Annotated in this window: 28 protein-coding genes; 19 read left to right on the top strand and 9 right to left on the bottom strand. The window is 53.4% G+C overall.

Features of this window, described 5'->3' with window-relative positions:
* Nucleotides 1–7: 7 nt before the first annotated feature.
* Nucleotides 8–277: a hypothetical protein gene (locus NUS69_RS07750; RefSeq protein ID WP_258083247.1), complete on the top strand. Its 270-nt coding sequence runs from the start codon at nucleotides 8–10 to the stop codon at nucleotides 275–277.
* A gap of 310 nt (nucleotides 278–587) precedes the next feature.
* Here the strand turns inward: NUS69_RS07750 and taw3 are convergent, their stop codons facing one another.
* From taw3 to NUS69_RS07730, 4 genes are read right to left on the bottom strand one after another with little or no spacing between them, the layout of a single operon-like run.
* Complete coding sequence (gene taw3 / locus NUS69_RS07745; protein ID WP_258083246.1) at nucleotides 588–1,184, bottom strand: tRNA(Phe) 7-((3-amino-3-carboxypropyl)-4-demethylwyosine(37)-N(4))-methyltransferase Taw3; 597 nt, start codon at nucleotides 1,182–1,184, stop codon at nucleotides 588–590.
* 30 nt (nucleotides 1,185–1,214) lie between these two features.
* Nucleotides 1,215–1,547: a type II toxin-antitoxin system VapC family toxin gene (locus tag NUS69_RS07740; RefSeq protein WP_258083245.1), complete on the bottom strand. Its 333-nt coding sequence runs from the start codon at nucleotides 1,545–1,547 to the stop codon at nucleotides 1,215–1,217.
* On the bottom strand, nucleotides 1,535–1,756 hold the full coding sequence (locus NUS69_RS07735) for a hypothetical protein (RefSeq protein WP_258083244.1): 222 nt from the start codon (nucleotides 1,754–1,756) through the stop codon (nucleotides 1,535–1,537). Before NUS69_RS07735 ends, NUS69_RS07740 begins: the two co-directional genes overlap by 13 nt.
* Nucleotides 1,757–1,793: 37 nt before the next feature.
* Nucleotides 1,794–3,785 (bottom strand): IGHMBP2 family helicase, encoded by a 1,992-nt coding sequence (locus NUS69_RS07730; RefSeq protein ID WP_258083243.1) that lies wholly within the window; start codon nucleotides 3,783–3,785, stop codon nucleotides 1,794–1,796.
* A gap of 128 nt (nucleotides 3,786–3,913) precedes the next feature.
* Between NUS69_RS07730 and NUS69_RS07725 the strand changes: the two genes are divergently transcribed.
* The 3 genes from NUS69_RS07725 (at nucleotide 3,914) to NUS69_RS07715 (ending at nucleotide 7,840) form a co-directional block, all read left to right on the top strand.
* On the top strand, nucleotides 3,914–5,395 hold the full coding sequence (locus tag NUS69_RS07725; RefSeq protein ID WP_258083242.1) for an AAA family ATPase: 1,482 nt from the start codon (nucleotides 3,914–3,916) through the stop codon (nucleotides 5,393–5,395).
* Between the two features lie 206 nt (nucleotides 5,396–5,601).
* Nucleotides 5,602–6,519 (top strand): hypothetical protein, encoded by a 918-nt coding sequence (locus NUS69_RS07720; RefSeq protein WP_258083241.1) that lies wholly within the window; start codon nucleotides 5,602–5,604, stop codon nucleotides 6,517–6,519.
* A gap of 4 nt (nucleotides 6,520–6,523) precedes the next feature.
* Nucleotides 6,524–7,840 carry a hypothetical protein gene (locus NUS69_RS07715; RefSeq protein WP_258083240.1) on the top strand — a complete coding sequence of 439 codons (1,317 nt, stop codon included), beginning with the start codon at nucleotides 6,524–6,526 and terminating at the stop codon, nucleotides 7,838–7,840.
* Nucleotides 7,841–7,870: 30 nt separating this feature from the next.
* On the opposite strand, the gene NUS69_RS07710 is transcribed toward NUS69_RS07715, so the two are convergent.
* Nucleotides 7,871–8,134 carry a hypothetical protein gene (locus NUS69_RS07710; RefSeq protein WP_308686501.1) on the bottom strand — a complete coding sequence of 88 codons (264 nt, stop codon included), beginning with the start codon at nucleotides 8,132–8,134 and terminating at the stop codon, nucleotides 7,871–7,873.
* A gap of 215 nt (nucleotides 8,135–8,349) precedes the next feature.
* Between NUS69_RS07710 and NUS69_RS07705 the strand changes: the two genes are divergently transcribed.
* The 10 genes from NUS69_RS07705 (at nucleotide 8,350) to NUS69_RS07660 (ending at nucleotide 18,071) form a co-directional block, all read left to right on the top strand.
* Entirely contained in the window at nucleotides 8,350–8,499 is a 150-nt protein-coding gene (locus NUS69_RS07705) for a hypothetical protein (protein ID WP_258083239.1), read from the top strand.
* Between the two features lie 120 nt (nucleotides 8,500–8,619).
* Entirely contained in the window at nucleotides 8,620–10,080 is a 1,461-nt protein-coding gene (gene guaB, locus NUS69_RS07700; protein WP_258083238.1) for an IMP dehydrogenase, read from the top strand.
* 63 nt (nucleotides 10,081–10,143) lie between these two features.
* Entirely contained in the window at nucleotides 10,144–11,544 is a 1,401-nt protein-coding gene (locus tag NUS69_RS07695) for an L-aspartate oxidase (RefSeq protein WP_258083237.1), read from the top strand.
* 61 nt (nucleotides 11,545–11,605) lie between these two features.
* Nucleotides 11,606–12,514 carry a quinolinate synthase NadA gene (gene nadA, locus NUS69_RS07690; RefSeq protein WP_258083236.1) on the top strand — a complete coding sequence of 303 codons (909 nt, stop codon included), beginning with the start codon at nucleotides 11,606–11,608 and terminating at the stop codon, nucleotides 12,512–12,514.
* Between the two features lie 58 nt (nucleotides 12,515–12,572).
* Complete coding sequence (nadC, locus tag NUS69_RS07685; RefSeq protein ID WP_258083235.1) at nucleotides 12,573–13,406, top strand: carboxylating nicotinate-nucleotide diphosphorylase; 834 nt, start codon at nucleotides 12,573–12,575, stop codon at nucleotides 13,404–13,406.
* Between the two features lie 133 nt (nucleotides 13,407–13,539).
* A complete protein-coding gene (gene pdxS / locus NUS69_RS07680; RefSeq protein WP_258083234.1) occupies nucleotides 13,540–14,547 on the top strand; it encodes a pyridoxal 5'-phosphate synthase lyase subunit PdxS in 1,008 nt (335 codons plus the stop codon).
* 36 nt (nucleotides 14,548–14,583) lie between these two features.
* Entirely contained in the window at nucleotides 14,584–15,177 is a 594-nt protein-coding gene (gene pdxT, locus NUS69_RS07675; RefSeq protein WP_258085047.1) for a pyridoxal 5'-phosphate synthase glutaminase subunit PdxT, read from the top strand.
* 55 nt (nucleotides 15,178–15,232) lie between these two features.
* The gene (gene fdhF / locus NUS69_RS07670; RefSeq protein ID WP_258083233.1) at nucleotides 15,233–17,272 is read left to right on the top strand and encodes a formate dehydrogenase subunit alpha; all 2,040 of its coding nucleotides are present in this window, start codon (nucleotides 15,233–15,235) and stop codon (nucleotides 17,270–17,272) included.
* A 53-nt stretch (nucleotides 17,273–17,325) separates the two neighbouring features.
* Nucleotides 17,326–17,586, top strand: coding sequence for a UPF0175 family protein (locus NUS69_RS07665; protein ID WP_258083232.1), 261 nt, complete (start codon nucleotides 17,326–17,328; stop codon nucleotides 17,584–17,586).
* Entirely contained in the window at nucleotides 17,583–18,071 is a 489-nt protein-coding gene (locus tag NUS69_RS07660) for a DUF3368 domain-containing protein (RefSeq protein WP_258083231.1), read from the top strand. Before NUS69_RS07665 ends, NUS69_RS07660 begins: the two co-directional genes overlap by 4 nt.
* Here NUS69_RS07660 and purF read toward each other — a convergent pair.
* Complete coding sequence (gene purF / locus NUS69_RS07655; RefSeq protein WP_258085046.1) at nucleotides 18,061–19,395, bottom strand: amidophosphoribosyltransferase; 1,335 nt, start codon at nucleotides 19,393–19,395, stop codon at nucleotides 18,061–18,063. The two genes, NUS69_RS07660 and purF, sit on opposite strands and share 11 nt — an antisense overlap.
* Nucleotides 19,396–19,556: 161 nt before the next feature.
* Here purF and purC point away from each other — a divergent pair, with 161 nt between their 5' ends.
* The gene (gene purC / locus NUS69_RS07650; RefSeq protein WP_308686523.1) at nucleotides 19,557–20,258 is read left to right on the top strand and encodes a phosphoribosylaminoimidazolesuccinocarboxamide synthase; all 702 of its coding nucleotides are present in this window, start codon (nucleotides 19,557–19,559) and stop codon (nucleotides 20,256–20,258) included.
* Here the strand turns inward: purC and NUS69_RS07645 are convergent.
* Nucleotides 20,225–20,398 (bottom strand): hypothetical protein, encoded by a 174-nt coding sequence (locus NUS69_RS07645; RefSeq protein WP_258083229.1) that lies wholly within the window; start codon nucleotides 20,396–20,398, stop codon nucleotides 20,225–20,227. The two genes, purC and NUS69_RS07645, sit on opposite strands and share 34 nt — an antisense overlap.
* 30 nt (nucleotides 20,399–20,428) lie before the next feature.
* Nucleotides 20,429–21,430 (bottom strand): phosphoribosylformylglycinamidine cyclo-ligase, encoded by a 1,002-nt coding sequence (gene purM / locus NUS69_RS07640; protein WP_258085045.1) that lies wholly within the window; start codon nucleotides 21,428–21,430, stop codon nucleotides 20,429–20,431.
* Nucleotides 21,431–21,547: 117 nt separating this feature from the next.
* Between purM and purT the strand changes: the two genes are divergently transcribed.
* Nucleotides 21,548–22,837, top strand: a complete 1,290-nt coding sequence (gene purT / locus NUS69_RS07635) for a phosphoribosylglycinamide formyltransferase 2 (protein ID WP_258085044.1) — start codon at nucleotides 21,548–21,550, stop codon at nucleotides 22,835–22,837.
* A gap of 130 nt (nucleotides 22,838–22,967) precedes the next feature.
* Here purT and purE read toward each other — a convergent pair whose 3' ends face one another.
* Nucleotides 22,968–23,399, bottom strand: a complete 432-nt coding sequence (gene purE / locus NUS69_RS07630; RefSeq protein WP_258085043.1) for a 5-(carboxyamino)imidazole ribonucleotide mutase — start codon at nucleotides 23,397–23,399, stop codon at nucleotides 22,968–22,970.
* 105 nt (nucleotides 23,400–23,504) lie between these two features.
* Here purE and purD point away from each other — a divergent pair, with 105 nt between their 5' ends.
* The 3 genes from purD to NUS69_RS07615 all read left to right on the top strand — a co-directional run bounded on the left by purD (nucleotide 23,505) and on the right by NUS69_RS07615 (nucleotide 26,299).
* Nucleotides 23,505–24,821 (top strand): phosphoribosylamine--glycine ligase, encoded by a 1,317-nt coding sequence (purD, locus tag NUS69_RS07625; RefSeq protein ID WP_258085042.1) that lies wholly within the window; start codon nucleotides 23,505–23,507, stop codon nucleotides 24,819–24,821.
* Nucleotides 24,822–24,831: 10 nt separating this feature from the next.
* Nucleotides 24,832–25,974: a formate--phosphoribosylaminoimidazolecarboxamide ligase family protein gene (locus NUS69_RS07620; protein ID WP_258083228.1), complete on the top strand. Its 1,143-nt coding sequence runs from the start codon at nucleotides 24,832–24,834 to the stop codon at nucleotides 25,972–25,974.
* A gap of 199 nt (nucleotides 25,975–26,173) precedes the next feature.
* Nucleotides 26,174–26,299, top strand: coding sequence for a hypothetical protein (locus NUS69_RS07615; RefSeq protein ID WP_255453695.1), 126 nt, complete (start codon nucleotides 26,174–26,176; stop codon nucleotides 26,297–26,299).
* Nucleotides 26,300–26,328: the final 29 nt, after the last annotated feature.

The following is a 26,328-nucleotide window of genomic DNA, read 5'->3' as shown; positions in this document are numbered from 1 at the left end:
GTGTAGTATGATCGAGATAAAACTCTTGATAACAGTTGTGGGTATGGTTTTACTTATCACGGCATTGTTGATGGTCCTTTCAGGAAGAGACAATGCAGAAAAGAACTGGAAGCTGTGGTTTATAAACTCGGTTTTCTTATATCTTCTCATTGGAACAATGATTCTTCTTCGTGAAAGCAAGGGATACGAAAATAGTTCTTTAGAAGATATTGCCGTAGTGTGGTTACTCATAACTGGAATTCTGGGCGTGTGGACAACTCTAAAGGGAGGGGTATAGCATTAAAGGAGTCACAAGTGAGTCCATTGAAATTATATACACTGGACAATATGATTTTGATGGGCTTTCCTTAATTATTTTGTATTAAGGACACGTTTTCACTCGCTGATAATGTGGAATCGCATTTTCTTCATAATGCATTTGAGGGTTTTTAGATTTTATAGTGGGAACTTCCGTAGATATTTCAGCTGGGGTGAAAGCTTTGACTTTATAAATTATATCTGATTCGGCCGTAGTATGATTATCATAACATTATTTGCGAAAGTAGGGTACTAATGATGGACATTTTGTTTCTAATTGCTGTGTTCTCCTACTTCAATTCGAGCTTTCCAATCTCTCCTTCCAGTCTCCTCAGCTTCCCTTTAAACCTCCTCAGCTGGTCGTTCGCTATGCCCACGATTCTTTTGATGTATTCCTCGCTCACCCAGAGTTCCCCGTCCGCTCCGAGCGGAACGTCCATCCTCTCGGTGGAGCGTATCTCAACGAGGAGCTTCTTATGGCTGACGCTCTTTATGTTGGAGTATTTGAAGCCGAGGCCTATCGCCAGGTTAAGAAGTTTAACCGCGTCCTCCATCGTCCTCGCGCCGACATGTAGGATAGGACTTCTGACCAGAAACCAGAGCTGGCCCTTCTCGTGCCTCCCGATGGCCTCAAGCACCTCCTCGACTTTGACGGTTCTGTGCCACTTGCCGAGCCAGACGGAATTGACCTTGTCCCCGAAGTGGGGCATCTCCATGACCGAAATCCTGCCGGAGCAGGAGGAGGTGGTAAAGTAGTTCTCCAGCGCGTTTATTTTTTCAAGCAGCGAAACTATGTCCTCGTCCACTTTATTCTCGGCCAGCGCCTTCCGAAGGCTCTCCATAGCTTTAGCCTTCTGCTCGTCGAAGTTCTTGGTGTAGAGGAACATGATTTTGGGTTGTGGATGGAGTTTAAAGGCTTAACGTTCAAGGAGAATCAGCCTTAGAGAGGAGATCTTGGCTATCTCCACGAAATCAGAGTCATATGTTATTAACTCCTCTCCCCGGTTGATGCAGATTGCTGCTATGAGTAAATCTGCAAATCCCCTCGGATTGCCATTTTTAAGGAGTTTCTCTTGGATCTCATGAGCGAGAAGATAGTCGTCAAGAGTTGGAAACAGGACATCCCCTTTGAAACGGGAATATCTCACAATTCTTGGAAACTCCACGAAGGTAACTCCAGTTATGCTCTCCTCTATTTCCTCTCCCTTCCTGAGACGTTCTATGGCAACGTTTGTGTCTATGACAGCCATTTAATCCGCTCCTTGTCCTTTTTCCTTACGTTCTCAACCTCTTTGGGAACTTCAATTTCGTCTTCGGTCTCTTCAATTCCGAGTAACTTTCTGAGTTCCTCTACGCTTAGTCTCTCGGGGGTACTCTCCATCAGTGCCCTCATAAAGGCCTCCTTGAACCTCTTCTCATCGACCCAGTCAGGAACGGAAAGAGTTATGATTTTGCCCATCTCAACACCTGTTAGGACTTTTTGTTTTTGGAGGATTTTAACCTTTCTCCTTAGATTCCCCCAACGTGGCAATATCGACCACAGTCCCCCGCTCTCCAACGAACTCCACCAACCGCTTGTACGTTGGGTGAACACTTAAAGTCGAGGAATCACCTATCAAAATCAGTTTTCTCTTCGCCCTCGTCAGCGAGACGTTCAAGCGCCTCAAATCCTTTAAGAAACCAAGCTCGCCTTTCCGGTTGGAGCGGACGAAGGAGAGAACTATAACTTCCTTCTCCCTGCCCTGGTAGCCGTCTACAGTCTTCACCTCGACCTCCTCCGGCAGGAGCGAGCGTATCAGGTCGCGCTGGTCGTCGTAGGGGGTAATCACTCCAATCCACTCCGGATTGAGACCGAGCTCCAGAAGTCTCTCAACTGTTTCCTTAACCAGCCTCGCCTCAAGCGGGTTCTCCCTGCTCTCGCTCCCATAGCGCTGCCTCTCGAAGCGGTCTTCCCTTCCAGAGGTGTCCACGAAGACCAAGACGTTATCCGGCCTCAGAACTTCGCCCCAGGAATCGCCGAGCGCGGGACCCTTAACGCCCAAATCGGCCAGCGTTATGTTTTTCACTCTCTCATCTGCCACAACCCTTCCGCCGTAGAACTCCCTGCTCGGGAACTCCATGAGCCTTTCGTTCATCCTGTACTGGACGGTGAGCATCTCGCTCTTCCAGGGATAGCGCTCAATCAGACCCTCGAAGAGCGTCTTACTCAACTCCTTGGCCTTCTCGCTGAGTATCGTCGGGGGCAGCTGCTTGTGGTCGCCGGCCAAGACGAAACGCCTCGCCCTGTTTATTGGTATCAAAACGCTTGGAATCGTCGCCTGCGTCGCTTCGTCTATTATCGCAACATCGTAGGAGCTGTAGTCGACGACATCGAGGCCGGCAGAGGCGTTCGTTGTGAGAACAACATCGGCATCGCGGATGATTTCCCTCGCGATTCTCTCCTCAAGTTTTCTGGCATCGTCGAACGTTTTTTGAACCTGCTGGTTAATCTTCAGCCATTCCGCCATCTCCCGGATCAGCCTCGCCGGAACGCCCCTTGTTCCGATGCCCTTCGAGGCCAGCCTGAGTATCTCCCTGTCGCTCAGCCCGCGCCTGTACTTCGGCGAAGGCTTGGTGAAGGTGTCGCGCTTCTCCTTGAGGTTCTGGCCTATGACTCTAAGCTCCCTCAGCTCGCCGTAGAGCTCGTGCTGGGTTATAAGGTAAGCCAATGTCGTCTCGTGGAGGCTCCTTGAGACCCTGCTCGGATGACCGACGCGGACAACTTTAATCCCCGAGTCAACCAGCCTCTCCACGAGGTTGTCAACGGCAACGTTGCTTTCCGCTGTCGCTAAGACCCTGTTGCCCCTCGCCACTTCCTGCTTTATCAGCTCGGCCAAGGTTCTCGTCTTGCCCGTCCCGAACGGCCCGTGGATGAGGAAGAAGTCCGGGCTTCCGAGGGCTCTCGCTATTGCCCTCCTCTGGCTCGCGTTCAAACTTCTATCAAAGGGCGTGAACTCAAGGGGCTCACTCCCTTCCGGCTCCCTAAGGCCCAGGTAGAGCTCCAGCGCCTTCCTCCCGCTCTCCCTCAGGCCATCCAGGTTCTCAAGCCAGCGCTTGAAGGTTATATCGTTGGCGTAGAGGTCTATCCTAACGCCCTTCAGGGCCCACTCGGGAACGGTTTCAAGGGCGACCGTTATGAACCGCTTCCCCTTCTCGACGACCGTTCCGACCAGATCGCTCTTCAGCGGGTCTCTCCTGCTGACAACTACCAAATCGCCGACGCTTATCTCCGTCTTTATCTCTCTATCGCGCCCGTATTTTACCAGGAAGTAGCCCAGCTCCTCCCCAACGACCTTTCCGTTGAGCCCAAGAACGGCCCTGCCTACCTTCTCCCTCTCCCTGCCGGAGAGCCTTTTCATCTCTGTCCTCATCGCCTCTATCTCGGCCCTACGCTCCATCTCGACTAGGATTTTTAGGTGAGAGATGAACTTCTCCAGTTTTTCGTCCATTTTTCCTCCCGATGAGCGAAGAGAAGAGCCGTTTAAAAGGGTTGGGCTTCTGAAGATTTGCCTCCCGCGAAAGGTATAAAAGTATAATGCATTACAATTTTATGCATAAAACTATAATGTGATGAACCATGTTCGTGGATAGGAAAAGAGAGTTGAGAATTCTGCACTCTGCCTACAAAGCCCTCAAAGAAGGGCACAAAGTAAACATCGCAGTAATAGGTCCAAGGAGGATGGGCAAGACAGAGCTCCTTCTCAAATTCAAGGAAGAAGCCGACGGGGTGGTACCTTATCTCAACCTTCAAAGGATTGGAAGCATAGACTCCTTCATCTTTGCATACACCCGTGAACTGCTCTATGAGCTATCCCAGGTCAAAAAACTCAACGTTGAAAGAATTCACCTTTTGAACTGGGATGACCTGCTCATACTCGCAGCTAAGCTCGGCGTTGGTGAGGAGGCCAAAGCCATTAAAAATGGTACTCTGGAAACTCTTTTTGAAGTCCAAGAGAGGATTCTGGAGAAGCTTGGTGAGAGAGCCATCTTCATCCTCGATGAGTTCCAGGAGGTTAAGAACCTTTCCAGGTTCCTTGAGGTGATGAGGGCCATCACGGAGAAGGAGAAACGGGTTGCTTATTTCATCTCCGGCTCGGCAGTGAGCATGATGGAGGAGATACTGTCCCCCGAGAAACCGTTCTTTGGCCAGTTTAGGAGGATCTATCTGCAGGGATTACCCAAGGAGGATACCTTCGAGCTTGCCAAAAGCATACTCAAGAACTCCGGCGTGGCTTACTCCCACTCAGCCCTTGAGGCAGTTTACCGGCTGACTGGGGGGCATCCGTTCTACGTCCATGCAGTCTGCAGGAGGATTGTTGAAGAGGGAGTTGAGAGAGCTGGACCGAGAGAGGTCGAGTACGCTTTCCTCACGGAGCTCCTTACTGAGACTGGGGAGATTTACATGCATCTCGATTACGTGTTCAATGAATCCCTTTCGAGAGCTTACAGAGGGGCAGTCCACAGGGAGATACTTCTTACCCTTGCCAGAGAGGAAGGGCTGAGGCTCTCTGAGATCGCCAAACAGCTTGGAAAGCCGAGCGGGGAGGTCTCAAACTACCTGAAGTTTTTGCTCAGGACGGACTTAATAGTCAAGGAAAATGGCAGGTATTATTTTGCAGACAAGCTAATGCGTTTCTGGCTTGCCAAAACCTATCTCGGTATCACCGGACTGGAACTCCGCCGGGAGAGACTGCGTGAGGAGCTCATTAAAGAGCTTGAAGAGAAGTTTCTGAAGGCAAAAACGGAGCTTGGCCTTACGGGTGAGGCTTGGGTGAGGGAAAGGCTTGGAAGGACTCTGGGTCTTGAATTTAAGCCCTACCGCAGGGGCGACATGGAGTTTGATGGGGTTGCCTTCGGAGACGTGCCGCATGTGCTCGAAGTCAAGTGGAGGAGCCGTCCGGCCTCGTATAAGGATGTCAAAGAATTTGTCGAAAAGGTGAGGGACGAATTCGGCAGCGCCAAGATGTTCTTCTTCTCAAAGGCAGGGTTCACCGAGAAGGCGCTCCGGCTCTGTCAGGAACTCGGAGTAAGACCCCTTACTAGGGAGGAGCTGAGATGAGCGCAGAATAAGAAAAGGTCTTTGGAGGGCGGTCAGCCCATGCGAGTTTCCTCACCGCTCGGACGAAACTTCCCTCATCATCCCTGGGGGAGTAGGAAAGAGGGGTTAAAAAGCTAACCTGTGCTTAGTTAATAATAACCATTGGGTGGAAAAAGTTTATATACTACTATCCAAAGTTCTTGTTGATAAGTTTGAAGGTGATTCAGATGGCGACCTGGGGATTGTGGTATTATAAGTGGAACGGGTCAGAGTACGAGGTCCTAAGTGATTGGAACGACCAGAAGTTTGATTACATCATCGTTACCGATGGGGGAGAAGGAGGAACTGAGGGCCTCACAACCAAATATTCTGGAGCAGGATACAACAATGGATACAATGATGCAGGAGAGTTGATAGAGAAGATAGAAAACCAGTGGTTAAGTGGCAGAAACTACATTGTGGAGATTCCATACTTCAAATATCAACAAAAGCCTCATGCCAGAGACTTGAACTATTGGCTTGGCTGGATTGATGGTGCTGCCGCTTGGGGTAGTTCAAGACTCAAGGGATTTTATTGGTCACTGGAAAACATTAGGTATATTCAAGCGGGAGAGCTGAGTAGATACACGATAGAGGCTATATGGGGTAGAATAATGGAGAACAGAAGAGAATACGGGCAGGATTACCAGTTTATCTGGATACCAAGCTTGAGAAGTCTCTTTGTGAGCAGATATTTTTCATCGGAACAGGATGTTTTAGAGGCAGTAGCTTATGAAACGGACGTTCCCAATATAGCGAACTACTTCAACAAGGTTTTCATTCAGCCGGGTTACTACTTTGCAAATAAAAAGATGCGCAACACCGAAAACAAGACTAAAAAGATACTTCTAGAGCATGGCATAGTATACACCTATAATCTTTTAGTGAACATTCTGAGGGACATACACAAATTTATGCCTTCAAATGTCTCCATCGAGATGGAAGTAGATGGCGATTTAAATTATCAAGCCAACTGGGAGTATGCTTGCGACTATGTAAAGGCCCAGAGGGAGGCGCTGGGTTACTTGTGGTCAGACAGGGCATATTATTTTGACAAAAGAGGCAACACTTTTGAAGAGATGAGGAGCCACTGTCTAGGATGGTGAAGTGATGAAGGAGCGTGTTGTGCCAGTATTTGTGTTCTTCTTTTTGAGCTTTCTAATTTCTTCCAATGTTCTGGCCAGCGAGCCGGAGATTACTGGCATAATCCACTACCACGACGGTTTTCTTGTTTTGACTCATCACTCAAACAACACAACTCAGCTCTGGTTTTTTGAGCCCGGAAAAGGCTTCAAGCTTTTGAACGCAACTTTCCCGAACTTGACCTTCATACACTCGACTGGAGACAGCGTGCTCCTCTACAGGAACCTCTCAAAGGGGCCGTACCTCCAGGATTTCGGGCTCTACATCTACGACGGGAAGCTTCATTTCCTGGGAAATTACTCCGAGACGGACAACTGGGGAGTAGGCAGTGAGATCTACTGGAACGGCAAGTTCTACCTGTTCCTCGAGGCCGATTGGTCAACCCAGAGGGGAGATTACTACGACTGGTACGCCATAGTCGGCGATAAAATTTACAGGGTCTTTCCCCCAAGCCCTGATAGCTCGCTGTATTTATTAGGAGTATGGGAGCTGCCGAGCGGTTATCTCATTGAGGGGAATGACCCGATGAGCTACCAGAGCGAGCTCTTTCTCATCGCCCTCAACGGTTCCCGCCTTGTTTTCAGGAATCTAACCCCTGCAAACCTCTCCGTGGGAGGTCTGTGCTTTAATGGCACTCACTTTGCCGCCCTGGACAGCAACTGGTTTAAAGTGATCTTCTACAACGCCTCGGTCTGGAAGTACTACCTCCAGATTATATCCCCAAACGGTAACTACTGGCTCATCCCCATTGACTCCTTTGCCAAGGAGAAGGGGGAGCACGTTTACCTCGACCTTCTCGGCTATCAGGGTGGAGAGTGGGTTGTCAGGAAGTACCTGTACTGGTGCAACAGAACGGGAAACTACTCTCGGAGCTGTCACGAGAGAACCCTGAATTACTTTCTCGTATCTCGGAAGGGCGTTGAAAAAATCGGTAACTCCTCAAACCTGACGGGAACCTGCCGGCGAAATTATCCCCAGATTGTTTTTAAGGGAAGGCAGGTTGTTAAATCGCCGTTGAAGTTAAACGGAAAAGACGTCACAATCAACGGCACCCTGTTAAGCTACGATGGAAAAAGCCTCAAAATTCCCTTTAACGTTATACTGGCCGATTGCAGCAACGGTTGTCTGCTCTCAAATGGGAAAGAGTTAGCCTACTTTGATGGATATACGCTTAAACCCATTAAACTCCCGGTGAATCGGGTGATGATTCGCTGGTTAAGCCTCCTCGGCGTGACCTTTGTACTGCTCTTTATCGGAGGGATAGCTAAGGCGAGAAGAAGATAAATGACAAGCAGAGAAAGAGGGGTTAAAAAGCTAAGCCCTCTCGGAGAAAATCACCGAAACTATGTCCCTGTGGAATGACTTTAGGGCCTTCCAGTGGCGTTTTTCAATTTCCCCGCTCCACGACACCCTCTTGTAGAACCTTTCCAGGTCGTCGAGCAGGTACTCCAGGTATTCCCTGCGCCCGTTGTCAACACCGATGCCGTTGCTCAAGAGCTTGCCCCTCAGAAACGGCATGACCTCCGACGGCCGGCCGAGGGCCGCCCAGAAGAGACCTTCCTTCAGGATTTCGCCCAACAGCTCCTCAAAACCAAGACCCTTCTTAAGGCTTACATCAGCGGAGGGTTTGGCCCTCCCCCCTTATGTTCAACCTTACCGCTGCCTCCATGGGTATCACCACGGTTAAGGGGTGCGTTTGACTATTTTAATTTTTTCCAAGTTTCCCCGTCATTTTGTCTGGATAAGAAAAAGAATGGGCAAAATTTTGAATGACCGTCAAACAATGAAATCGGATGATGGATTATCGTCAGGCAATTATGAGGATGAGTGCCGCTATGGCTATGGGAGCCAGGTGGGCGAGTGCCTTTGCAAGGTTCATGGACATCACCGCTGGGGAGAGGTGCCCTGGCTTTAAAAGCTTTACGTTTGTAAAATCCGGATGAATACAGTTGGAAGTTCGGAGTTTTGCCCCGACGACCGATAACGGTTCGGTTGGAGGGGTGGGAAACCCTTAAAAACCCATGCCAGGTTCATGTTAAAAAGGACGTGGAGGTCAGGCAAAAATGGGAAAATTTGAACACAAACTTGTTAATGCTATTAAGGAGTACACCTTCGATGACGTTCTTCTGATACCGCAGGCGACCGAAGTCGAGCCCAAGGACGTTGACGTCTCGACCCGGATAACCCCCAACGTGAAGCTCAAGATACCGATCCTCAGCGCGGCGATGGACACGGTAACCGAGTGGGAGATGGCCGTTGCGATGGCAAGGGAAGGCGGCCTGGGAGTTATCCACAGGAACATGAGCATTGAGGAGCAGGTCGAGATGGTGAGGAAAGTCAAGCGCGCCGAGCGCTTCATAGTCGAGGACGTCATCACCATAGGCCCCGATGAGACCCTCGACTACGCGCTCTTCCTCATGGAGAGAAACGACATCGATGGCCTTCCGGTCGTTGGTGAGGACGGCAGAATAGTCGGCATCGTTACCAAGAAGGACATAGCGGCCAAAGAGGGCAGCCTTGTGAGGGAGGTCATGACCGGCGAGGTCATAACCGTCGGCGAGGACGTTTCAGTGGAGGAAGCCCTTGATACGATGGTTGCCAACAGAATAGCCCGCCTCCCGGTCGTCGATGAGAAAGGCCGCCTCGTGGGGATAATCACGATGAGCGACCTTATGATGAGGAAGAAGTACAGGAACGCGGTAAAGGATGAAAACGGTGACCTCTTGGTTGCCGCGGCGGTGGGTCCCTTCGACATCGAGCGCGCCAAGGCCCTTGACCGAGCAGGTGTTGATGTAATCGTCGTTGATACGGCCCACGCCCACAATCTTAAGGCCATAAGGGCCATGAAGGAGATAAGGAAAGCCGTCGATGCCGACCTGATAGTCGGAAACATCGCCAACCCCAAAGCGGTTGACGACCTCACCTTTGCCGATGCCGTCAAGGTCGGAATAGGGCCCGGGAGCATATGCACCACACGCGTAGTGGCTGGCGTTGGAGTTCCACAGGTTACGGCAATAGCCCTCGTGGCAGACAGGGCCCAGGAGTACGGGCTCCACGTCATAGCCGACGGCGGAATCCGCTACTCCGGCGACATAGTCAAGGCAATAGCGGCGGGAGCTGACGCGGTAATGCTGGGCTCCCTCCTGGCCGGAACGAAGGAGGCCCCGGGCAAGGAGGTCGTCATAAACGGGAGGAAATACAAGCAGTACCGCGGCATGGGCTCCCTTGGGGCGATGATGAAAGGCGGGGCTGAGAGGTACTACCAGAAGGGGCACATGAAGACCAGGAAGTTCGTACCGGAGGGAGTTGAGGGAGTTGTCCCCTACAAGGGGAGCGTGAGCGACGTCCTCTACCAGCTCGTCGGCGGTCTTCGCTCCGGAATGGGCTACGTTGGGGCTTCAAGCATAGCCGAGCTCAAGGAAAAGGGTGAGTTCGTGGTCATAACCCAGGCCGGCGTCAGGGAGAGCCACCCGCACGACATCTTCATCACCAACGAAGCTCCCAACTATCCGGTTGGGAAGTGATTCCTTCCTTATCTTTTTGAAAACCTTATAAGGCGTTTCTCCCAGTCCAGCCTGGGGAGAGCTATGGCCAGCGTTGGAATCATCGGGAGCGGTGCCGCTGGGTTGACCGCCGCAATAGCCCTCGCGAGGCGTGGCTTTGACGTCACTGTCATCGGAAAGGGGTTCAAAAACACTAACTCATACCTCGCCCAGGCCGGGATAGCCTTTCCCATCCTCGACGGTGATTCTCCTAAAGCTCACGTTCTGGACACCATCAGGGCAGGCAAGTACCTCAACGATGAAGAGGTTGTCTGGAGCGTAATCTCAAAGGCGAGCGGGGCCTACGACTTTTTAACCTCAATCGGCGTCGAGTTCGAGACCAGCGAGACCGAAGGCGGTCACTCCTTCCACCGCGTTTTCACGATAAGGAACGAGACCGGAAAGCACATGATGAAGGTTCTTCACATGGCCGCTAAAGAGGCGGGAGTGCACTTCGTTGAGGGCTTTGCTGAAGAGCTCGCCGTAAGCGAGAGGAAAGCCTACGGGGCCTTTCTCGGGGGGGAGCTCATGAAGTTCGACGCGACTGTGATAGCAACGGGGGGCTTTGCGGGGCTCTTCAAATACACCGCGGGCTCCCCTCTAACTACCGGCCTTCTCATCGGGGATGCGGTTATGAAGGGCGCTCTCGCCAGGGACCTTGAGTTTATACAGTTCCACCCGACCGGCTACCTGGGGAAATCGGGAGTTAAACTCATCAGCGAGGCCGTCCGCGGTGCGGGGGCGAGGCTGGTGACGGAGGACGGCGAACGCTTCGTCAACGAGCTCTCCACGAGGGACATCGTCGCGAGGGCAATCTACCGCCAGATGCAATCTGGGAAAACCGTTTATCTTGACGCCACCTCGATAGAAGACTTCAAGAAAAGCTTCCCCCAGATATACGCTTTCCTGAGGAAGGACGGCATCGATCCGGCTGAAGACCTAATCCCGGTCTCCCCGATAGCCCACTACACCATCGGCGGGATAGCGGTTGACATCTGGTACAGAACGGCAATCGAGAACCTCTACGCCGTTGGGGAGGCCATGAGCAACGGCTTCCACGGCGCGAACAGACTGGCCAGCAACTCGCTCCTTGAGTGCATTGTTTCGGGTCTGGAAGTGGCCAGAACGATAGCGAGGGAGAGGCCGAAGCTCGGCGAGGTTCGGGAGATTCCATACCGCTTTGATTCACTGGGGGACGTCGATTCCATCAGGGAAGTACTTTGGGAGCATGCTGGCATTGTGAGGAGCGGCCCCTTTTTGAGGGAAGGCCTGAGGAAGCTCGATTCGGTTGAGGCAGACCCGAGGCTCAAACTCCTCGCCGGGGGCGTCATGGAGTGTGCCTTGGCGAGGGAAGAAAGCAGGGGCGCCCACTACCGCGAGGACTTTCCGGTTATGAGGAAGGTCTTCGAGAGACCGAGCTTCTTCGACGGAAGGTGCAGGCTCTAACTAAAGGTGGCCAACAACCTTTTAATTCTCCGGCTGTACCCTAATCAGGTGAGGTGAGACCATGAAAATTGAAGAACTCGTGCGGGAGATTGAACGCCTGAAGGAGGAGCGCAACGCTATAATCATGGCCCACAACTACCAGCTGCCTGAAATCCAGGACATAGCCGATTTCCTCGGCGACAGCCTTGAGCTCGCGAGGAAGGCCGTCAACGTTGATTCCGACGTCATAGTCTTCGCGGGAGTGGACTTCATGGCAGAAACTGCCAAAATCCTCAACCCCGAGAAGAGGGTCCTGCTTCCGAGCAAGCGGGCAACCTGCGCCATGGCCAACATGCTGAAGGTCGAGCACATCCTCAGGGCCAAGGAGCAGTATCCGAACGCTCCGGTGGTTCTCTACGTCAACACAACGGCCGAGACCAAGGCCTACGCCGACGTGACCGTAACCTCGGCCAACGCGGTCAGGATAGTTGAAAAGCTCGATTCCGATGTCATCATCTTCGGGCCGGATAAGAACTTGGCGAACTACGTGGCCAAACAGACCGGCAAGAAGGTTATTCCCGTGCCAGAGTACGGGCACTGCTACGTGCACAGGCAGTTCACCCTTGAGGACGTCGAACGCGCTAGGAAGCTCTACCCCAACGCCAAGCTGATGGTTCACCCGGAGTGCGAGCCGGAAGTTCAGGAAAAGGCGGACATCATAGTCTCCACCGGAGGGATGATAAGGCGCGCAAGGGAGTGGAACGAGTGGGTCGTCTTCACGGAGCATGAGATGGTGTACAGGCTCGGGAAGCTCTACCCCGATATCAAGTTCCACCCGGCTAAGGAGGATGCGGTCTGCATAGGAATGAAGGCCATAACGCTCAACCACATATACGAGGCCCTCAGGGACATGAAGTATGAGGTTGAAGTGCCGGAGGAGATAGCCCGGAAGGCCAGGAAGGCCATAGAGAGGATGCTGGAGATGAGCTGAGGTGTTAAGTTGAGAAGGAAAGATTCCGAGATTTTTGTCAAGTTTGGAGGGAAACTTTATGGTCTCCCTTTCCTATCTGCTCAGGTTCCTTGAGGAGGACGCTCCCTTCGGCGACGTCACGAGCGAGGCGGTGGTTCCGGAGGGAATCAATGCTAGGGCCGTAATTATCGCGAAGCAGGAAGGGGTTATAGCGGGCGTTGAGGAAGCTAAAGCTCTGTTCGAGCACTTCGGGGTTGAAGTTGAGACTAGAAAACATGACGGGGAGAGAGTGAGGAAGGGAGATACCATCCTTGAGCTCGAAGGGAACGCACGCTCCATACTCCTCGTCGAGAGAACCGCTTTGAACGTAATGGGCAGGATGAGCGGCATTGCTACCGAGGTCAGAAGGCTGGTGGACAGGGTTAAGGCCGTGAATCCCAAGGTCCGCGTTGCTGGAACGAGGAAGACCCTCCTCAAGCCGCTGGATAAGAGGGCGATACTCATCGGCGGCGGCGAGCCCCACCGATTCTCGCTGAGCGACGCGATGCTCATAAAGGACAACCATCTCGCGCTGGTTCCGTTGGAGGAGGCCATAAGGCGCGCCAAGGCCTTCAGCCTCTACAAGGTTGTCGAGGTGGAGGTCGAGACCCTTGAGGATGCCCTCAAAGCGGCAAGGGCCGGTGCCGATGTCGTGATGCTCGACAACATGAGCCCGGCTGAAATAGCCGAGACGATAGCGACTCTAAAGCGCGAGGGCCTCCGCGATAGGGTGAAGATCGAGGTCTCCGGCGGAATAACCCCCGAAAACATCGAGGAGTACGCCAGGCTCGACATTGATATCATAAGCCTCGGCTACCTCACGCACTCCGTCAAGAACTTCGACGTCAGCCTTGAGATAATTGGAAAGACCTGAACGAGGGCTTTTCTGTGCTGCCTTATTTTTCCTGAAGTTTCTTGGGGGCTGGTGCGGCTTTTCCGCGGCAAGGTTTATATTCAAGTTTTTTCTTGAATAACATTGCAAGTCATAACTTGAAATGGTGGTGCCCATGGGGAAGCTTGAGGTTATTGAGAGAAAGGGAACTGAGAGGCTGAAGAGGGGCTTTGCCAAGATGGTTAAGGGCGGCGTCATCCTGGACGTCACCAACGCTGAGCAGGCCAGAATAGCCGAGGAAGCCGGCGCGGTTTCTGTCATGGCGCTCCACATGGTTCCCGCGGACATAAGAAAGGCCGGCGGCGTTGCCAGGATGGCCCCCGTTGAGAAGATCCAGGAGATAATGGACGCGGTGACGATCCCGGTCATGGCAAAGGTAAGGATCGGCCACGTGGCCGAGGCAAAAATCCTTGAGGCCCTTGGCGTCGACATGATAGATGAAAGCGAGGTTCTGACGCCCGCCGATCCATATTTCCACATAGACAAGAGGGAATTCAGCGTCCCCTTCGTCTGCGGCGCCAGGAACCTCGGCGAGGCCGTCAGGAGGATATGGGAAGGCTCGGCCATGATCAGAACCAAGGGTGAGGCCGGAACCGGCAACATCGTCGAGGCAGTAAGACACGTCCGCCTCGTCGCAGACAACATAAGGCTCATCCAGCGCATGACTGACGAGCAGGTATACATCATAGCCGAGAGATTCGCCGAGCCCTACCTGAGGCTGGCCGCCAGCATAAAGGACATCAGCGGAATTCCCAAGCAGATACTCGAAAATGAGCCGGTTTACGGCCACTACACCTACGGCGAGATAGTTGAGGGGCTCTACAGGATTCTCCTGGAGATAAAGAAGCTTGGCCGCCTTCCGGTCGTTAACTTCGCGGCTGGAGGGGTCGCCACCCCGGCCGACGCGGCACTCATGATGGGGATGGGAATGGACGGTGTCTTCGTCGGCTCGGGAATCTTCAAGAGCTCCAACCCAGAGAAGATGGCGAGGGCCATAGTTGAGGCCGTCAACCATTGGGATGAACCCGATGTCCTGGCCGAGATAAGCAGGGAAATCGGCGAGCCGATGCGCGGCAGGGACATTGAAGAGCTGGAGGTTCGCCTTGAGGAGAGGGGCGTCTGATTTCTTTTCTTTTGCCTTTTCAATGGGGTGGTGGGAATGGTCAAGGTGGGTGTTATCGGCCTTCAGGGCGACGTGGGCGAGCACATCGAAGCTGCAAGGAATGCCCTGAAAAACCTCAGCGTCACCGGAGAGGTGGTCTGGCTAAGGAAACCGGGGCAACTGGAAGGGGTCTCCGCGGTCATAATCCCCGGCGGCGAGAGCACGACGATATCGAAGCTCATGGTGAAGAACGGCCTTTTTGAACCCATCAAAAAGCTCGGTGAGGAAGGTCTACCCATAATGGGCACCTGTGCCGGTCTAATAATGCTCTCGAAGGAGGTAATCGGTGCAACGCCGGAGCAGAGGTTCCTCGGGCTTCTCGACGTCAGGGTTAACAGAAACGCCTACGGCAGGCAGGTGGACAGCTTCGAGGCACCGATAAATCTGGCCTTCAGCGACGAGCCCTTCCCCGGCGTCTTCATCCGCGCTCCAAGGATAGTCGAACTCCTGAACGATAAGGTCAGGCCGATAGCCTGGTTCGGCGACAGGGTCGTTGGAGTCGAGGCCGGCAACGTAATCGGGCTGGAGTTCCATCCGGAGCTAACGGAGGACACAAGGGTTCACGAATACTTCCTGGAGAAGGCGATATAATCTGAACATTTTTTCATCAATTTTCTCCAGAAAGCTTTTTATCTTTGCCATTCAAATGCTTATTGGTGGTATCGTGGATGGACTTAGGACTGTCGTCTGTCCCTACTGCGGCTTTGGCTGCAGGCTTCTCGTTGACACCAGAACAATGAAAGTAAAGCCTTACGGTGGTGAGCCCAACAGGGGTAAGCTCTGCCCCAAGGGTCTCCACGCGACGGAGTTCGTTCTTTCAGGGGACAGGCTCAAGCGCCCCCTGAAGCGTGAGAAGAGCCGGATGAGGCCGATAAGCTGGGGAAGGGCAATTGGGGAGATAGCGGGCAAGCTCCTCGAAATCCGCGAGCTGTACGGTGCTGACGCTGTAGCGTTCATGGCATCGTCCAAGGTGAGCAACGAGGAAAACTACCTCCTCCAGAAGATAGCGAGGCTCTTCGGCACCAACAACATAGACAACTGTGCCCGTCTCTGCCACGAGGCGAGTGTTCACGCCCTCAAGATGACCGTTGGGGCTGGGGCACAGACCAACCCCTACGAGGACCTTGAGGGGTTCGGGGCAATACTCATCTGGGGCTACAATCCGGCGGAGACCCACCCGGTTGTCATGGACTACATTCTGAGGGCCAAGAGGAATGGGGCCAAAATAATCGTCGTCGACGTCAGGGAAACCAGGACGATGGCCTTCGCGGACTATAGGCTCATCATCCGTCCGGGGACCGACATAGCCCTCGCGAATGCCATGATGAACGTCATAATCCGGGAGGAGCTCTACGATGAGGGGTTCATAAAGACCAGAACCGCCGGCTTTTCCGAGGTGAGGATGGCTGTAATGAAGTACATTCCGGGGTACGCGGAGAAGGTAACGGGAATTCCGGCCGAAGTGATCCGCAAAGTTGCGAGAACCTTTGCCTTGGCCGGAAGCGGCGCGATAATGTGGGGTATGGGGCTCACCCAGCACGTTTCAGGCGTTGAGAATGTCATGGCCGTTATAGACATAGCACTCCTCCTGGGCTACATCGGGGAAAAGGGCGGCCTCTACCCGATGCGCGGTCAGAACAACGTCCAGGGAGCGGCATACATGGGTGCGCTGAGCGAGTTCCTACCGGGCTACGTCCCGCTGACCGACGAGAGGTTCAGGAAGCGCGTGGCGAAGATATGGGGCGTGGAGGACCTCCCGACGGAGCGCGGGCTCTACCTCACGGAGCTCTGGGATGCGATAGAGAGCAACGATATTAAGGCGCTCTACATAGTCGGGGAAAACCCTGCCGTCAGTGAGGCGGACTTCCTCAGGGTGAGAGATGCCCTCAGAAAGCTCGACCTCCTCGTTGTTCAGGACGTTTTCATGAGCAGGACTGCCCGCTACGCCCACTACGTCTTGCCGGCTTCGGCCTTCTGCGAAAAGTCCGGAAGCTACATGAACAGCGAAAGAAGGATTCAGTGGAGCCATAAGATCTGCGAGCCGATGGGTGATTCCAAGCCCGACTGGGAGATACTTACCATGCTCGGCAGGGCCCTCGGTTTGCCCGGGTTCAACTATTCGAGCGTTGAGGAAATAACAGCTGAATACTTCCGCCTATTCCCCTCACTGGAGGAAAGGAGCGTTGAGGAGCTGAAGAACTCAGAGGGGATATTCCTTCCGAAGAAGAGGCTCCACACCTGGGAGTTCCCAACTCCAGACGGAAAGGCCAGGTTCATCGCTGTGGAGCAGGTGCAGCCCTGGGAGAGGCAGGACTACGAGTATCCCTTCATCCTCACCACAATCAGGCTGATAAGCCACTACAACACCGGTGAAATGACCCTCAGGAGCCCATCGCTCGTCAGGCTTATGGGGGAGCCCAGGGTGATGATAAACAGGAGCGACGCGGAGAGGCTCGGAATCAACGACGGCGACTGGGTGGAGATCGAGACTAGGCGCGGAAAGATTAGAATGAGGGCCAAGCTTGGAGGTATTCCCCCGGGTGTCGTTGCGGTTCCCTTCCACTTCAAGGCGAACAAAATAACGAGTCCGGCTCTGAACAAAGCAGGAACGCCGGAGCTCAAGTTCTCCGCGGCTAGGTTAAGGAAGCTCAAAAGCGGAAAGCCCACTCCGAGTATTCCCAGATGAGGGGAACGTTATGTTTTTAGGAGGGTTCGGCTCTATTTCTTTTGGTGGTTATTATGGGAGAAGTTATTGTCAAGGTTCCCTCGGATCTCATGAGAATCCTCCGCCTTGATGAGAGAGAACTTTCGCGGGCGGTTCGGGTATACTTGGCCATCGAGCTGTACCGCGAGGGCATCGTTAGCCTTGGAAAAGCCGCCGAAATAGCCGGGATTAGCAGATGGGAGATGATGGAGCTCCTCGCTTCCCGGGGTGTCTCTCTGAATTACGATGAGAACGACCTTCAAGAGGACATTGAGACCCTTGAGGGGTTACTATGATCGTTGTCGCCGATTCTGGTCCGCTTATAGCCCTCGCAAAGATAGGGAAGCTTCACGTCTTACACGACCTGTTTGGGACGGTGGTTATTCCAAAGGCAGTATGGATAGAGGTCGTAGAACGCGGTGAGGGAAAGCCAGGTTCGGAAGAAGTTAAAAACGCCAAGTGGGTTGAAGTTATTGAAGTCAGGGACACTCTCGGCGTTGAAATCCTTGAGAGGGAAATCGAGAGGGGAGAGGCTGAGGCCATAGTGCTTGCAAGGGAGCTAAACGCTTCTCTTCTGCTCCTTGACGAGAAGATTCCGAGGATAATAGCGAAGTCCCTTGGCCTTAAAGTTGCCGGAAGTCTCGCGGTTCTCTTCATGGCCAAGAAAAAGGGAATTCTAGATGAGGATCTTGATTCATTAATCGGAAAGCTAAGGCGTAAAGGCGTGTACTTCAGTGATAAAGTTGTGGAGGCCCTGAAGGAGATATATTCTAAAACCTAAACGCCCACTCCGGATACTCCCCGGTTAGGCATGCCAGACAGAGGTCCCTCCTCCCAACGGCCTTTTTCAGCCCATCGACGCTGAGGTAAGCCAGGCTGTCGGCCCCTATGGATTCCCTCACCTTCTCAACGCTTCCAAATGCCGCTATGAGTTCGTGCCTCGTAGGAATGTCCACCCCCATGTAGCACGGGTACCTTATCGGAGGTGAGGCAATCCTCACGTGCACCTCCCTCGCGCCAGCCCTTCTAAGCATTGCCACGATGCGCTTCATGGTGGTCCCCCTGACGATTGAGTCATCAACAAGAACGACGCTCTTGCCCTCTATTACCCCCCTCACCGGCGAGAGCTTGAGCTTAACCTTCAGCTCGCGGTAGAACTGCCCGGGGGTTATGAACGTCCTCCCTATGTAGCGGTTCTTTATGAGGCCCTCCGAGTAGGGAACCCCGCTGATCCTGGAGAAGCCCAAAGCTGAAGCCCTCCCCGAATCCGGCACGGCTATGACGACGTCTCCGTCGGCCGGGCTCTCCTTTGCCAGTTCCTCCCCCATCCTGACCCTTGCGGTATAGACGTTAACGCCGTCTATAGTGCTGTCCGGACGGGCGAAGTATATGTACTCAAATACGCAACCGCGGCGCTCCCCCGTCGCCACGACCCTGCTTTCGATTTCATCCTCCGAGAGGAGGAAGACCTCCCCCGGCCTGACGTCCCTCACCTCCTCCACGAAGAGCCTCAGCGCGGAATCCTCCGAGGCGAAATAGTGGCCGTCTCCACTCCCGTAGCTTAATGGCCTAAAGCCGACCGGATCCCTGGCGACGAGTATCTTCCCGTCGAAGAGAAGGGCCATGGAGTATGCCCCTTTGACCTCCTCAAAGACAGCCTTCATAGCCTCAAACTCATCTCCCGTCTCTTTTAGATGCCAGAGAAAAGAGATACCCAGCAGCTCAGAATCCACCGAGTGTCTGAACTTAACTCCCAGCCGTTCGTAGTGCCGCCGGAGGGGAAGGAAATTTGTGAGGGTTCCGTTGTGGGCTATCGCTATTGTCCTTCCGCAGCAGCCGGTTTCCAGCGGCTGGGTTTCCGTGAGGGAGCCGGAGGTGGAATACCGGACGTGGGCTATTACCATCTTGGATCTCAGCTTCGCTATCTCGCCGTTCCTGAAGACCTCCGAAACGAGCCCTCGGCCGGCCACGGTTTTTATCCTGTGCCTCCAGGCACTTATCCCCGCGCTCTCCTGTCCCCTGTGCTGTAGGGCTATGAGTGCGTAGTAGGCTTTCTTGGGGGCGTTCTCGGCAACAGCTGCAAAGACGCCGCACTTCTCCCTCATGAGGAATCCCGCCAATTTTTGACTTAAACATGTTAATAAATATGAGTTTCGACGCCGTATTTTAGCCCTTTTGTGTTTAAAAGCTTTGCCCATTGATTGACATTTACATGCTAAAACAAGCCTTAAATATGGAATGATTTTACACAAAAATGGTGAAGCCCATGCAGGTTTACGAAGGTAAGGCCAAGAAGGTTATCCCTCTCGACGATGGAAAGGCCATTATGGAGTTCAAGGACGATGCAACGGCCTTCGACGGTAAGAAGAAGGGCCAGTTTAGGGGCAAGGGCTGGCTCAATGCCCAGATAAGCGCGGTTCTTTTCAAAGTCCTTGAGGAGAGGGGTGTTAAGACGCACTTCATAGGGGTCGCCGGCGACAACAGGCTCATCGTTGAGCGCTTGAAGATGTACCCCATCGAGGTCGTGGTTAGAAACGTCGTTGCCGGGAGCCTGAAGAAGCGCCTTCCCCTTGAGGAGGGAACCGAATTAAAAGAGCCGATAGTCGAGCTCTACTACAAGGACGACAGCCGCGGCGATCCCATGATAAACCATCACCATGCCAGAGTTCTCGGGATAAGCGAGGGCGAGATAAGGGAGATGGAGCGCATAGCCCTCAAGGTGAACGAAATCCTTAGAGAGTACTTTGCCGAGCGCGGAGTAATCCTGGTCGACTTCAAGCTGGAGTTTGGAAAGAACGAGAGGGGTGAAATAATCCTCGGCGACGAGATAAGCCCGGACACCTGCCGCTTCTGGGACGCCGAGACAAAGAAGAGCCTCGACAAGGATGTCTTCAGGTTTGATAAAGGCGACCTCGTTAAAGCTTACGAGGAGCTCTACGAGCGCCTTACGGGCAGTTCGCTCTCGTAGGTTATAAGAACCGTGTAGCAGCCCTTTTCGTCTTCTTCTATCACTATTTTCCTCAGCCGGATTCCGTATTCGCTTACGGCCCTTTCCACCAGCCCCGGCAGGTTCTCAAGGAAAGCCTTCCTCTTTACCGTGAGCTCCATGCGACCACCAAGAAAAGTTTGGAGGGGGGCTTAAAGCCTTATCCCGTAGTTCTTCACGACTATCCCCTCTTTTTCCGTGACGGTGCCGAGCTCGAAGCTCTCGAAGTGCTTGTTGAGGATTTCCAGGGCCGTTTCCCTCTCTCCCTGCGCGACTATCGCTATGAGGCCGACCCCCATGTTAAAAACCCTGAACATCTCCTCCAGAGGAACGCCGTTCTCGTGGATGAGCTTGAATATTCCTCCGATTGGTGGCATCTTAAGGGAAAAACCGTGGCTGGTGAGGCGCTTGAGGTTGGTCAGACCACCGCCGGTTATGTGTGCCAATCCGTGAACCTCAACGCTCTCGATGAGCTCCAAGACGGCCCTAACGTAAATCCTCGTCGGTTCCAAAAGCCACTCCCAGAGCTTTTTGCCTTCATAATCGTAGTCGAGGCCGTACTTCGGGATGAGGAGCTTTCTCGCCAGTGTCAGACCGTTGGAGTGTATTCCCGAGCTGGCGATTCCGATGACGGCATCGCCTGGCTTTATCTCCTCACCGGTTATTACCTCTCCCTTCCGGACAGTACCTATGGCCGTTCCTGCCAAATCGAGGCCGTTTATCAGGTCGGGCATCACAGCGGTTTCTCCCCCGACTATCGCTATCCCCGCCTGCCTCGCCCCCTCGTAGAGCCCCTTGGCTATCTCGGCAAAGATTTTCTCGTCCGGCTCCTTCACGGCGAGATAGTCGACGAGCGCCACCGGCTCGGCACCAACGCAGAGCAGGTCGTTCACGTTCATCGCTATCATGTCTATCCCTATTGTGTCGAACTTTCCGACGGCCTCAGCTACGAGCACCTTCGTCCCAACCCCGTCGGTTGTCATGGCTATGTAGAATTCGCCGAAGTCCATAAGCGCAGCGTAGTGGCCTATTCCACTCGGCTCACCGGTTTTACCCCTCCTGAACTCGAAGGTCTTCTTCGCGAGCCCGATGATTCCCCTGAGGGCCCTCGCGGTTTTCTCGTCATCGACTCCGGCCTGAGCGTAGGTTAGCATGAGCATCACCGGTGAGAGTTCCATCGAGGGCTTAAAAGCTTTGTCATATTTATGCTTAAAAAGGCTTAAATATAATGGATTTTTAACATTTTAACGTCAAAATTTGAGGTGATGGTCATGATCAAGCCCCGGAATGAGCTCGGAACCGCTATGACGGATTCTGCCCAGAAGATAGTGCTCCTCGGAAGCGGCGAGCTGGGAAAGGAGATAGCGATTGAAGCCCAGAGGCTGGGAGTTGAGGTCGTAGCGGTTGACCGCTACGCAAACGCCCCTGCGATGCAGGTCGCCCATCGCTCCTACGTCGGTAACATGAGAAACGCGGACTTCCTCTTCTCGGTTGTCGAGAGGGAAAAGCCGGACGCGATAATCCCCGAGATTGAGGCGATTAACCTCGATGCCCTCTTCGAGCTGGAGAAGGACGGCTACTTCGTGGTTCCAAACGCGAAAGCAACCTGGATAGCCATGCACAGGGAGAGGACGAGGGAAACCCTCGCGAAGGAAGCCAAGGTTCCAACGTCGAGATACGCGTATGCAACTACTCTCGACGAACTCTACGATGCCTGCGAGAGGATAGGCTACCCCTGCCACACCAAGGCCATAATGAGCTCCTCGGGAAAGGGTTCCTACTTCGTTAAGGGGCCGGAGGATATTCCGAAGGCGTGGGAAGTCGCTAAGAAGAAGGCCCGCGGCAGCGCGGAGAAAATCATAGTCGAGGAGCACATAGACTTCGACGTCGAGATAACCGAGTTAGCTGTCAGACACTACGATGAGGACGGTGAGGTAGTCACGACCTTTCCGAAGCCGGTTGGCCACTACCAGATTGACGGCGACTACCACGCGAGCTGGCAGCCGGCGGAGATAAGCGAAAAGGCCGAGCGCGAGGTTTACCGCATAGCGAAGCTCATAACCGACGTCCTCGGCGGCCTCGGACTGTTCGGCGTCGAGATGTTCGTGAAGGGAGATAAGGTTTACGCCAACGAGGTCTCGCCGAGGCCCCACGACACGGGCATGGTGACTTTAGCCTCCCATCCAACGGGCTTCTCCGAGTTCGGGCTTCACCTCAGGGCGGTTTTGGGACTTCCCATTCCCGGAGAGTGGGTCGGTGGGTACCGCCTGTTCCCAATCCTAACGCCGGCGGCAACTCACGTCATCAAGGCCAACGTCTCCGGTTACTCCCCACGGTTCCGCGGGCTGGTCAAGGCTTTAAGCGTACCGAACGCAACTTTGAGGCTCTTTGGAAAGCCGGAGGCGTATCCGGGCAGAAGGCTCGGGGTTGTGCTCGCATGGGGGAGGAACGTTGTTGAAGCTAAGAAACGTGCCGAGATGGTTGCACACACGGTTGAGCTTAGAACCAGGAGTTCAGAGTGGCACTCCCAGGACTACGAGAGGAGAAAACACCTGATTTGATTAACACCTTGTTACAGTTCGACGGAAAAAGAAAAGACTTAAAAATGCTAAAATGTTCCAAAATGTGTGCTTAAATCAGATGTTTCTAAAATAAAGTGAGGATTGAATAAGAGATTGTCCTGATGCGGGCTTATGCCCGCATCCTTTTCCTGTACTCTTCGAGCTTCTCCCTCAGTTTTTCATCCTTTACCGCGAGGATTTCCACTGCAAGCAGTGCGGCGTTTTTGCCGTTGTCTATACCAACGGTGGCAACTGGAACACCTGGAGGGAGCTGGGCTATGCTCAGGAGGGCATCGAGACCGTCAAGCTTGGCCGAAACAGGAACTCCGATGACGGGCTTGACCGTGTGGGCCGCTATAACCCCGGGTAGTGCAGCACTCAGTCCGGCGATGGCTATGAAAACCTCGTAGTCTTTATTGGCAAGCTCCTCAACCTTTTTCGGGTTTCTGTGGGCTGAGGCGACCTCAACGTCGTAGTCAACGCCGAACTCGTCGAGAACCCCGGTAACCTTCTCGGCTATATGGGAGTCGCTCTTGCTTCCCATTACCACGAGCACCTTCATGGGCTTCACCGGATTGAGTTCATCTTGACCTTTATAAATTTTGTCATTTTAATGTAAAAACAAAGCTTAAAAACTCAAGTTTTTGACAAATAAATGGTGAAGCTCATGAGGGTTCTGCTCGTTGGAGGCGGCGGTAGGGAGAACGCCATCGGTGAGGCGCTCGTGAGGAGCGGCGCCGAGCTGTACGTCGTTTCGAAGCACAGGAATCCTGGACTGGTCAGGCTGGCGAAGGAGTATGGCCTCGCGAAGGAAACTGATGTTCCCAAAGTTCTTGAGTTTGCAGAGAAGTGGGGAATTGACATCGCGTTCATAGGGCCTGAGTCACCCCTGGAGAAGGGAATCGTAAATGCCTTCGAGGAGAAGGGTATTCCTGCGGTTGGACCGACTAAAGAAGCCGCTCAGCTTGAGACCAACAAGGCCTTCGCCCGCTCCCTCATGGAGAGGTATGAAATTCCCGGCAGGAAGCTCTTCCGCGTCTTTGATGATATTTCTGGGATGCGCTCCTGGATGGACGACTTCGGAAGGCCGGTCGTCGTGAAACCCCTCGGGCTCACCGGCGGGAAGGGCGTTAAGGTGGTCGGCCATCAGCTGAGGGACAACGGGGAAGCCAAGGCCTACGCCGAGGAGCTGATTAGAAAAGATGGAAAAGTCCTAATTGAGGAAAGAACCGAGGGCGTTGAGTTCACCTTCCAGGTCTTCACGGACGGGAAGAGGGTAATCCCCATGCCCCTTGCCCAGGACTATCCCCACGCCTACGAGGACGATAAAGGTCCCATCACCGGCGGCATGGGGAGCTACTCATGTTCCAGCCACCTACTCCCCTTCGTTCCGAGGGAAGACTACGAAAAGGCCCTTGAAACCCTGAAGGCGACCGTTGAAGCCATGCGGAAGAACGGAACACCGTACAGGGGAATCCTATACGGCCAGTTCATGCTCTCCAAAGATGGCCCGGTTATAATCGAGTACAATGCCCGCTTTGGCGACCCGGAGGCAATGAACGTCCTCCCGCTCCTTAAGACGAGCCTGCTTGATATTGCCGAGGGGATCGTTGACGGCAACCTCGGAAAGGCGGAGTTTGAGAACAAAGCCACAGTCGTCAAGTACCTCGCTCCAAGGGGCTACCCCCTTAGCCCGGTTAGGGGTGTAAAGGTCGAGGTCGATGAAAAAGCGGTGGAAGATGCCGGGGCAAGGCTCTACTACGCCTCGATCGATGAGAGCTTCACGCTCCTCGGTTCCCGTGCCATAGCGGTCGTTGGAATCGCCGACACTCTCGAAGAGGCGGAGAGGATAGCCGAGAAAGCCGTCCCCCACGTTAGGGGTGAGCTGTTTTATCGCAGAGACGTCGGCACGAGAGAGAGCGTTGAGAAGAGGGTACGCACCATGAGGGAGTTTGGAAGGGAGTTCGAGCCGAATTCATGCTGAGGTGGTTGGAATGATAAGCCGTGAGGAGATTTTGGGCGTTCTTGAAAGCTACGACCCGGAGAAGATAACCGTTGGAGTCATCGGGAGCCATTCGGCCTTAGACATAGCCGACGGGGTAAGGGAGGAAGGCCTTCCGGTTCTCGTCGTCGCCCAGAGGGGCAGGCACAGGACCTACGCCGAGTACTTCAAGCTTAGGAAGACGAGGGGTGGCCTGACAAAGGGCTTCATCGACGAGGTCATGGTTCTTGAGAAGTTCGCTCAGATAATTGACGTTCAGGAGGAGCTGGTCAAAAGGAACGTCATCTTCGTGCCAAACCGCTCCTTCGTGGTCTACACCGGCATCGACAGGGTTGAGAACGACTTCAAAGTTCCACTCTTCGGCAGCAGAAATCTCCTCAGAAGCGAGGAGAGAAGCGAGGGGAGGAGCTACTACTGGCTCCTTGAGAGGGCCGGGCTCCCTTATCCTGAACCTGTTAAACCAGAAGAGATTGACGAGGTCGGCCTCGTCATCGTCAAGCTTCCCCATGCCAAGAAGAGGCTTGAGCGCGGCTTCTTCACGGCGGCAAGCTACAAAGAATTCCGCGAGAAGGCAGAGAAGCTCATCAAGCTCGGCGTAATCACCGAGGAAGACCTCGCCAAAGCGAGAATTGAGCGCTACATCATTGGCCCGGTGTTCAACTTCGACTTCTTCTACTCGCCGATTGATGAGGAGATAGAGCTTTTGGGCATTGACTGGCGCTTTGAGACCAGCCTGGACGGCCACGTTCGCCTTCCAGCGGCACAGCAGTTAGCCCTGCCCGAGTGGCAGTTCGAGCCGGAATACACCGTCTGCGGCCACGCATCCTCAACGCTCCGCGAGTCCCTCCTTGAGAAGGTCTTCGACATGGCCGAGCGCTATGTGGAGGCCACCCGGGAGTACTACTCCCCGGGAATCATCGGCCCCTTCACCCTGCAAACTGCGGTGGACAAGGACCTCAACTTCTACATCTACGACGTCGCCCCGAGAACCGGCGGCGGAACCAACATCCACATGGCGATGGGTCACCCCTATGGGAATTCCCTCTGGAGGAAGCCGATGAGCACGGGAAGGAGGGTTGCCCTTGAGATAAAGCGCGCGATTGAGTTAGATGAGCTTGAGAAGGTTGTTACATGATTTACAATCTCTTGATTACTTCTTAAAATTTTATTTGTTTAAAAATTCCGAATTTGTGAAAAGGAGCTTTTTATGGATTACTTTTTTTTTTAGAAATTTAATAACTTTAAATCACAAACCTTAAGTTTACAAAATACTTAAATAATACTACGTACTTAGGATAACATGCCGAGATAACGATGAGGCAAAGAAAGTGGGGGTGGAGAAAGTGGAGAACAAACAAAAAACTAAGATTTTAGCTTTAGAGATTGATGAGGAGTTCGACGTTGAAATAAACACAAAAGTTAATGGAGATGAGGGATACTGCAAAGATCTGATGTTTTGATTTTTATTATATTTTTAATCTATTTGGAA

The organism is Thermococcus thermotolerans (genome assembly GCF_024707485.1).
GTDB lineage: Archaea > Methanobacteriota_B > Thermococci > Thermococcales > Thermococcaceae > Thermococcus > Thermococcus thermotolerans.
This window is presented reverse-complemented; position numbering and strand designations above follow the sequence as displayed.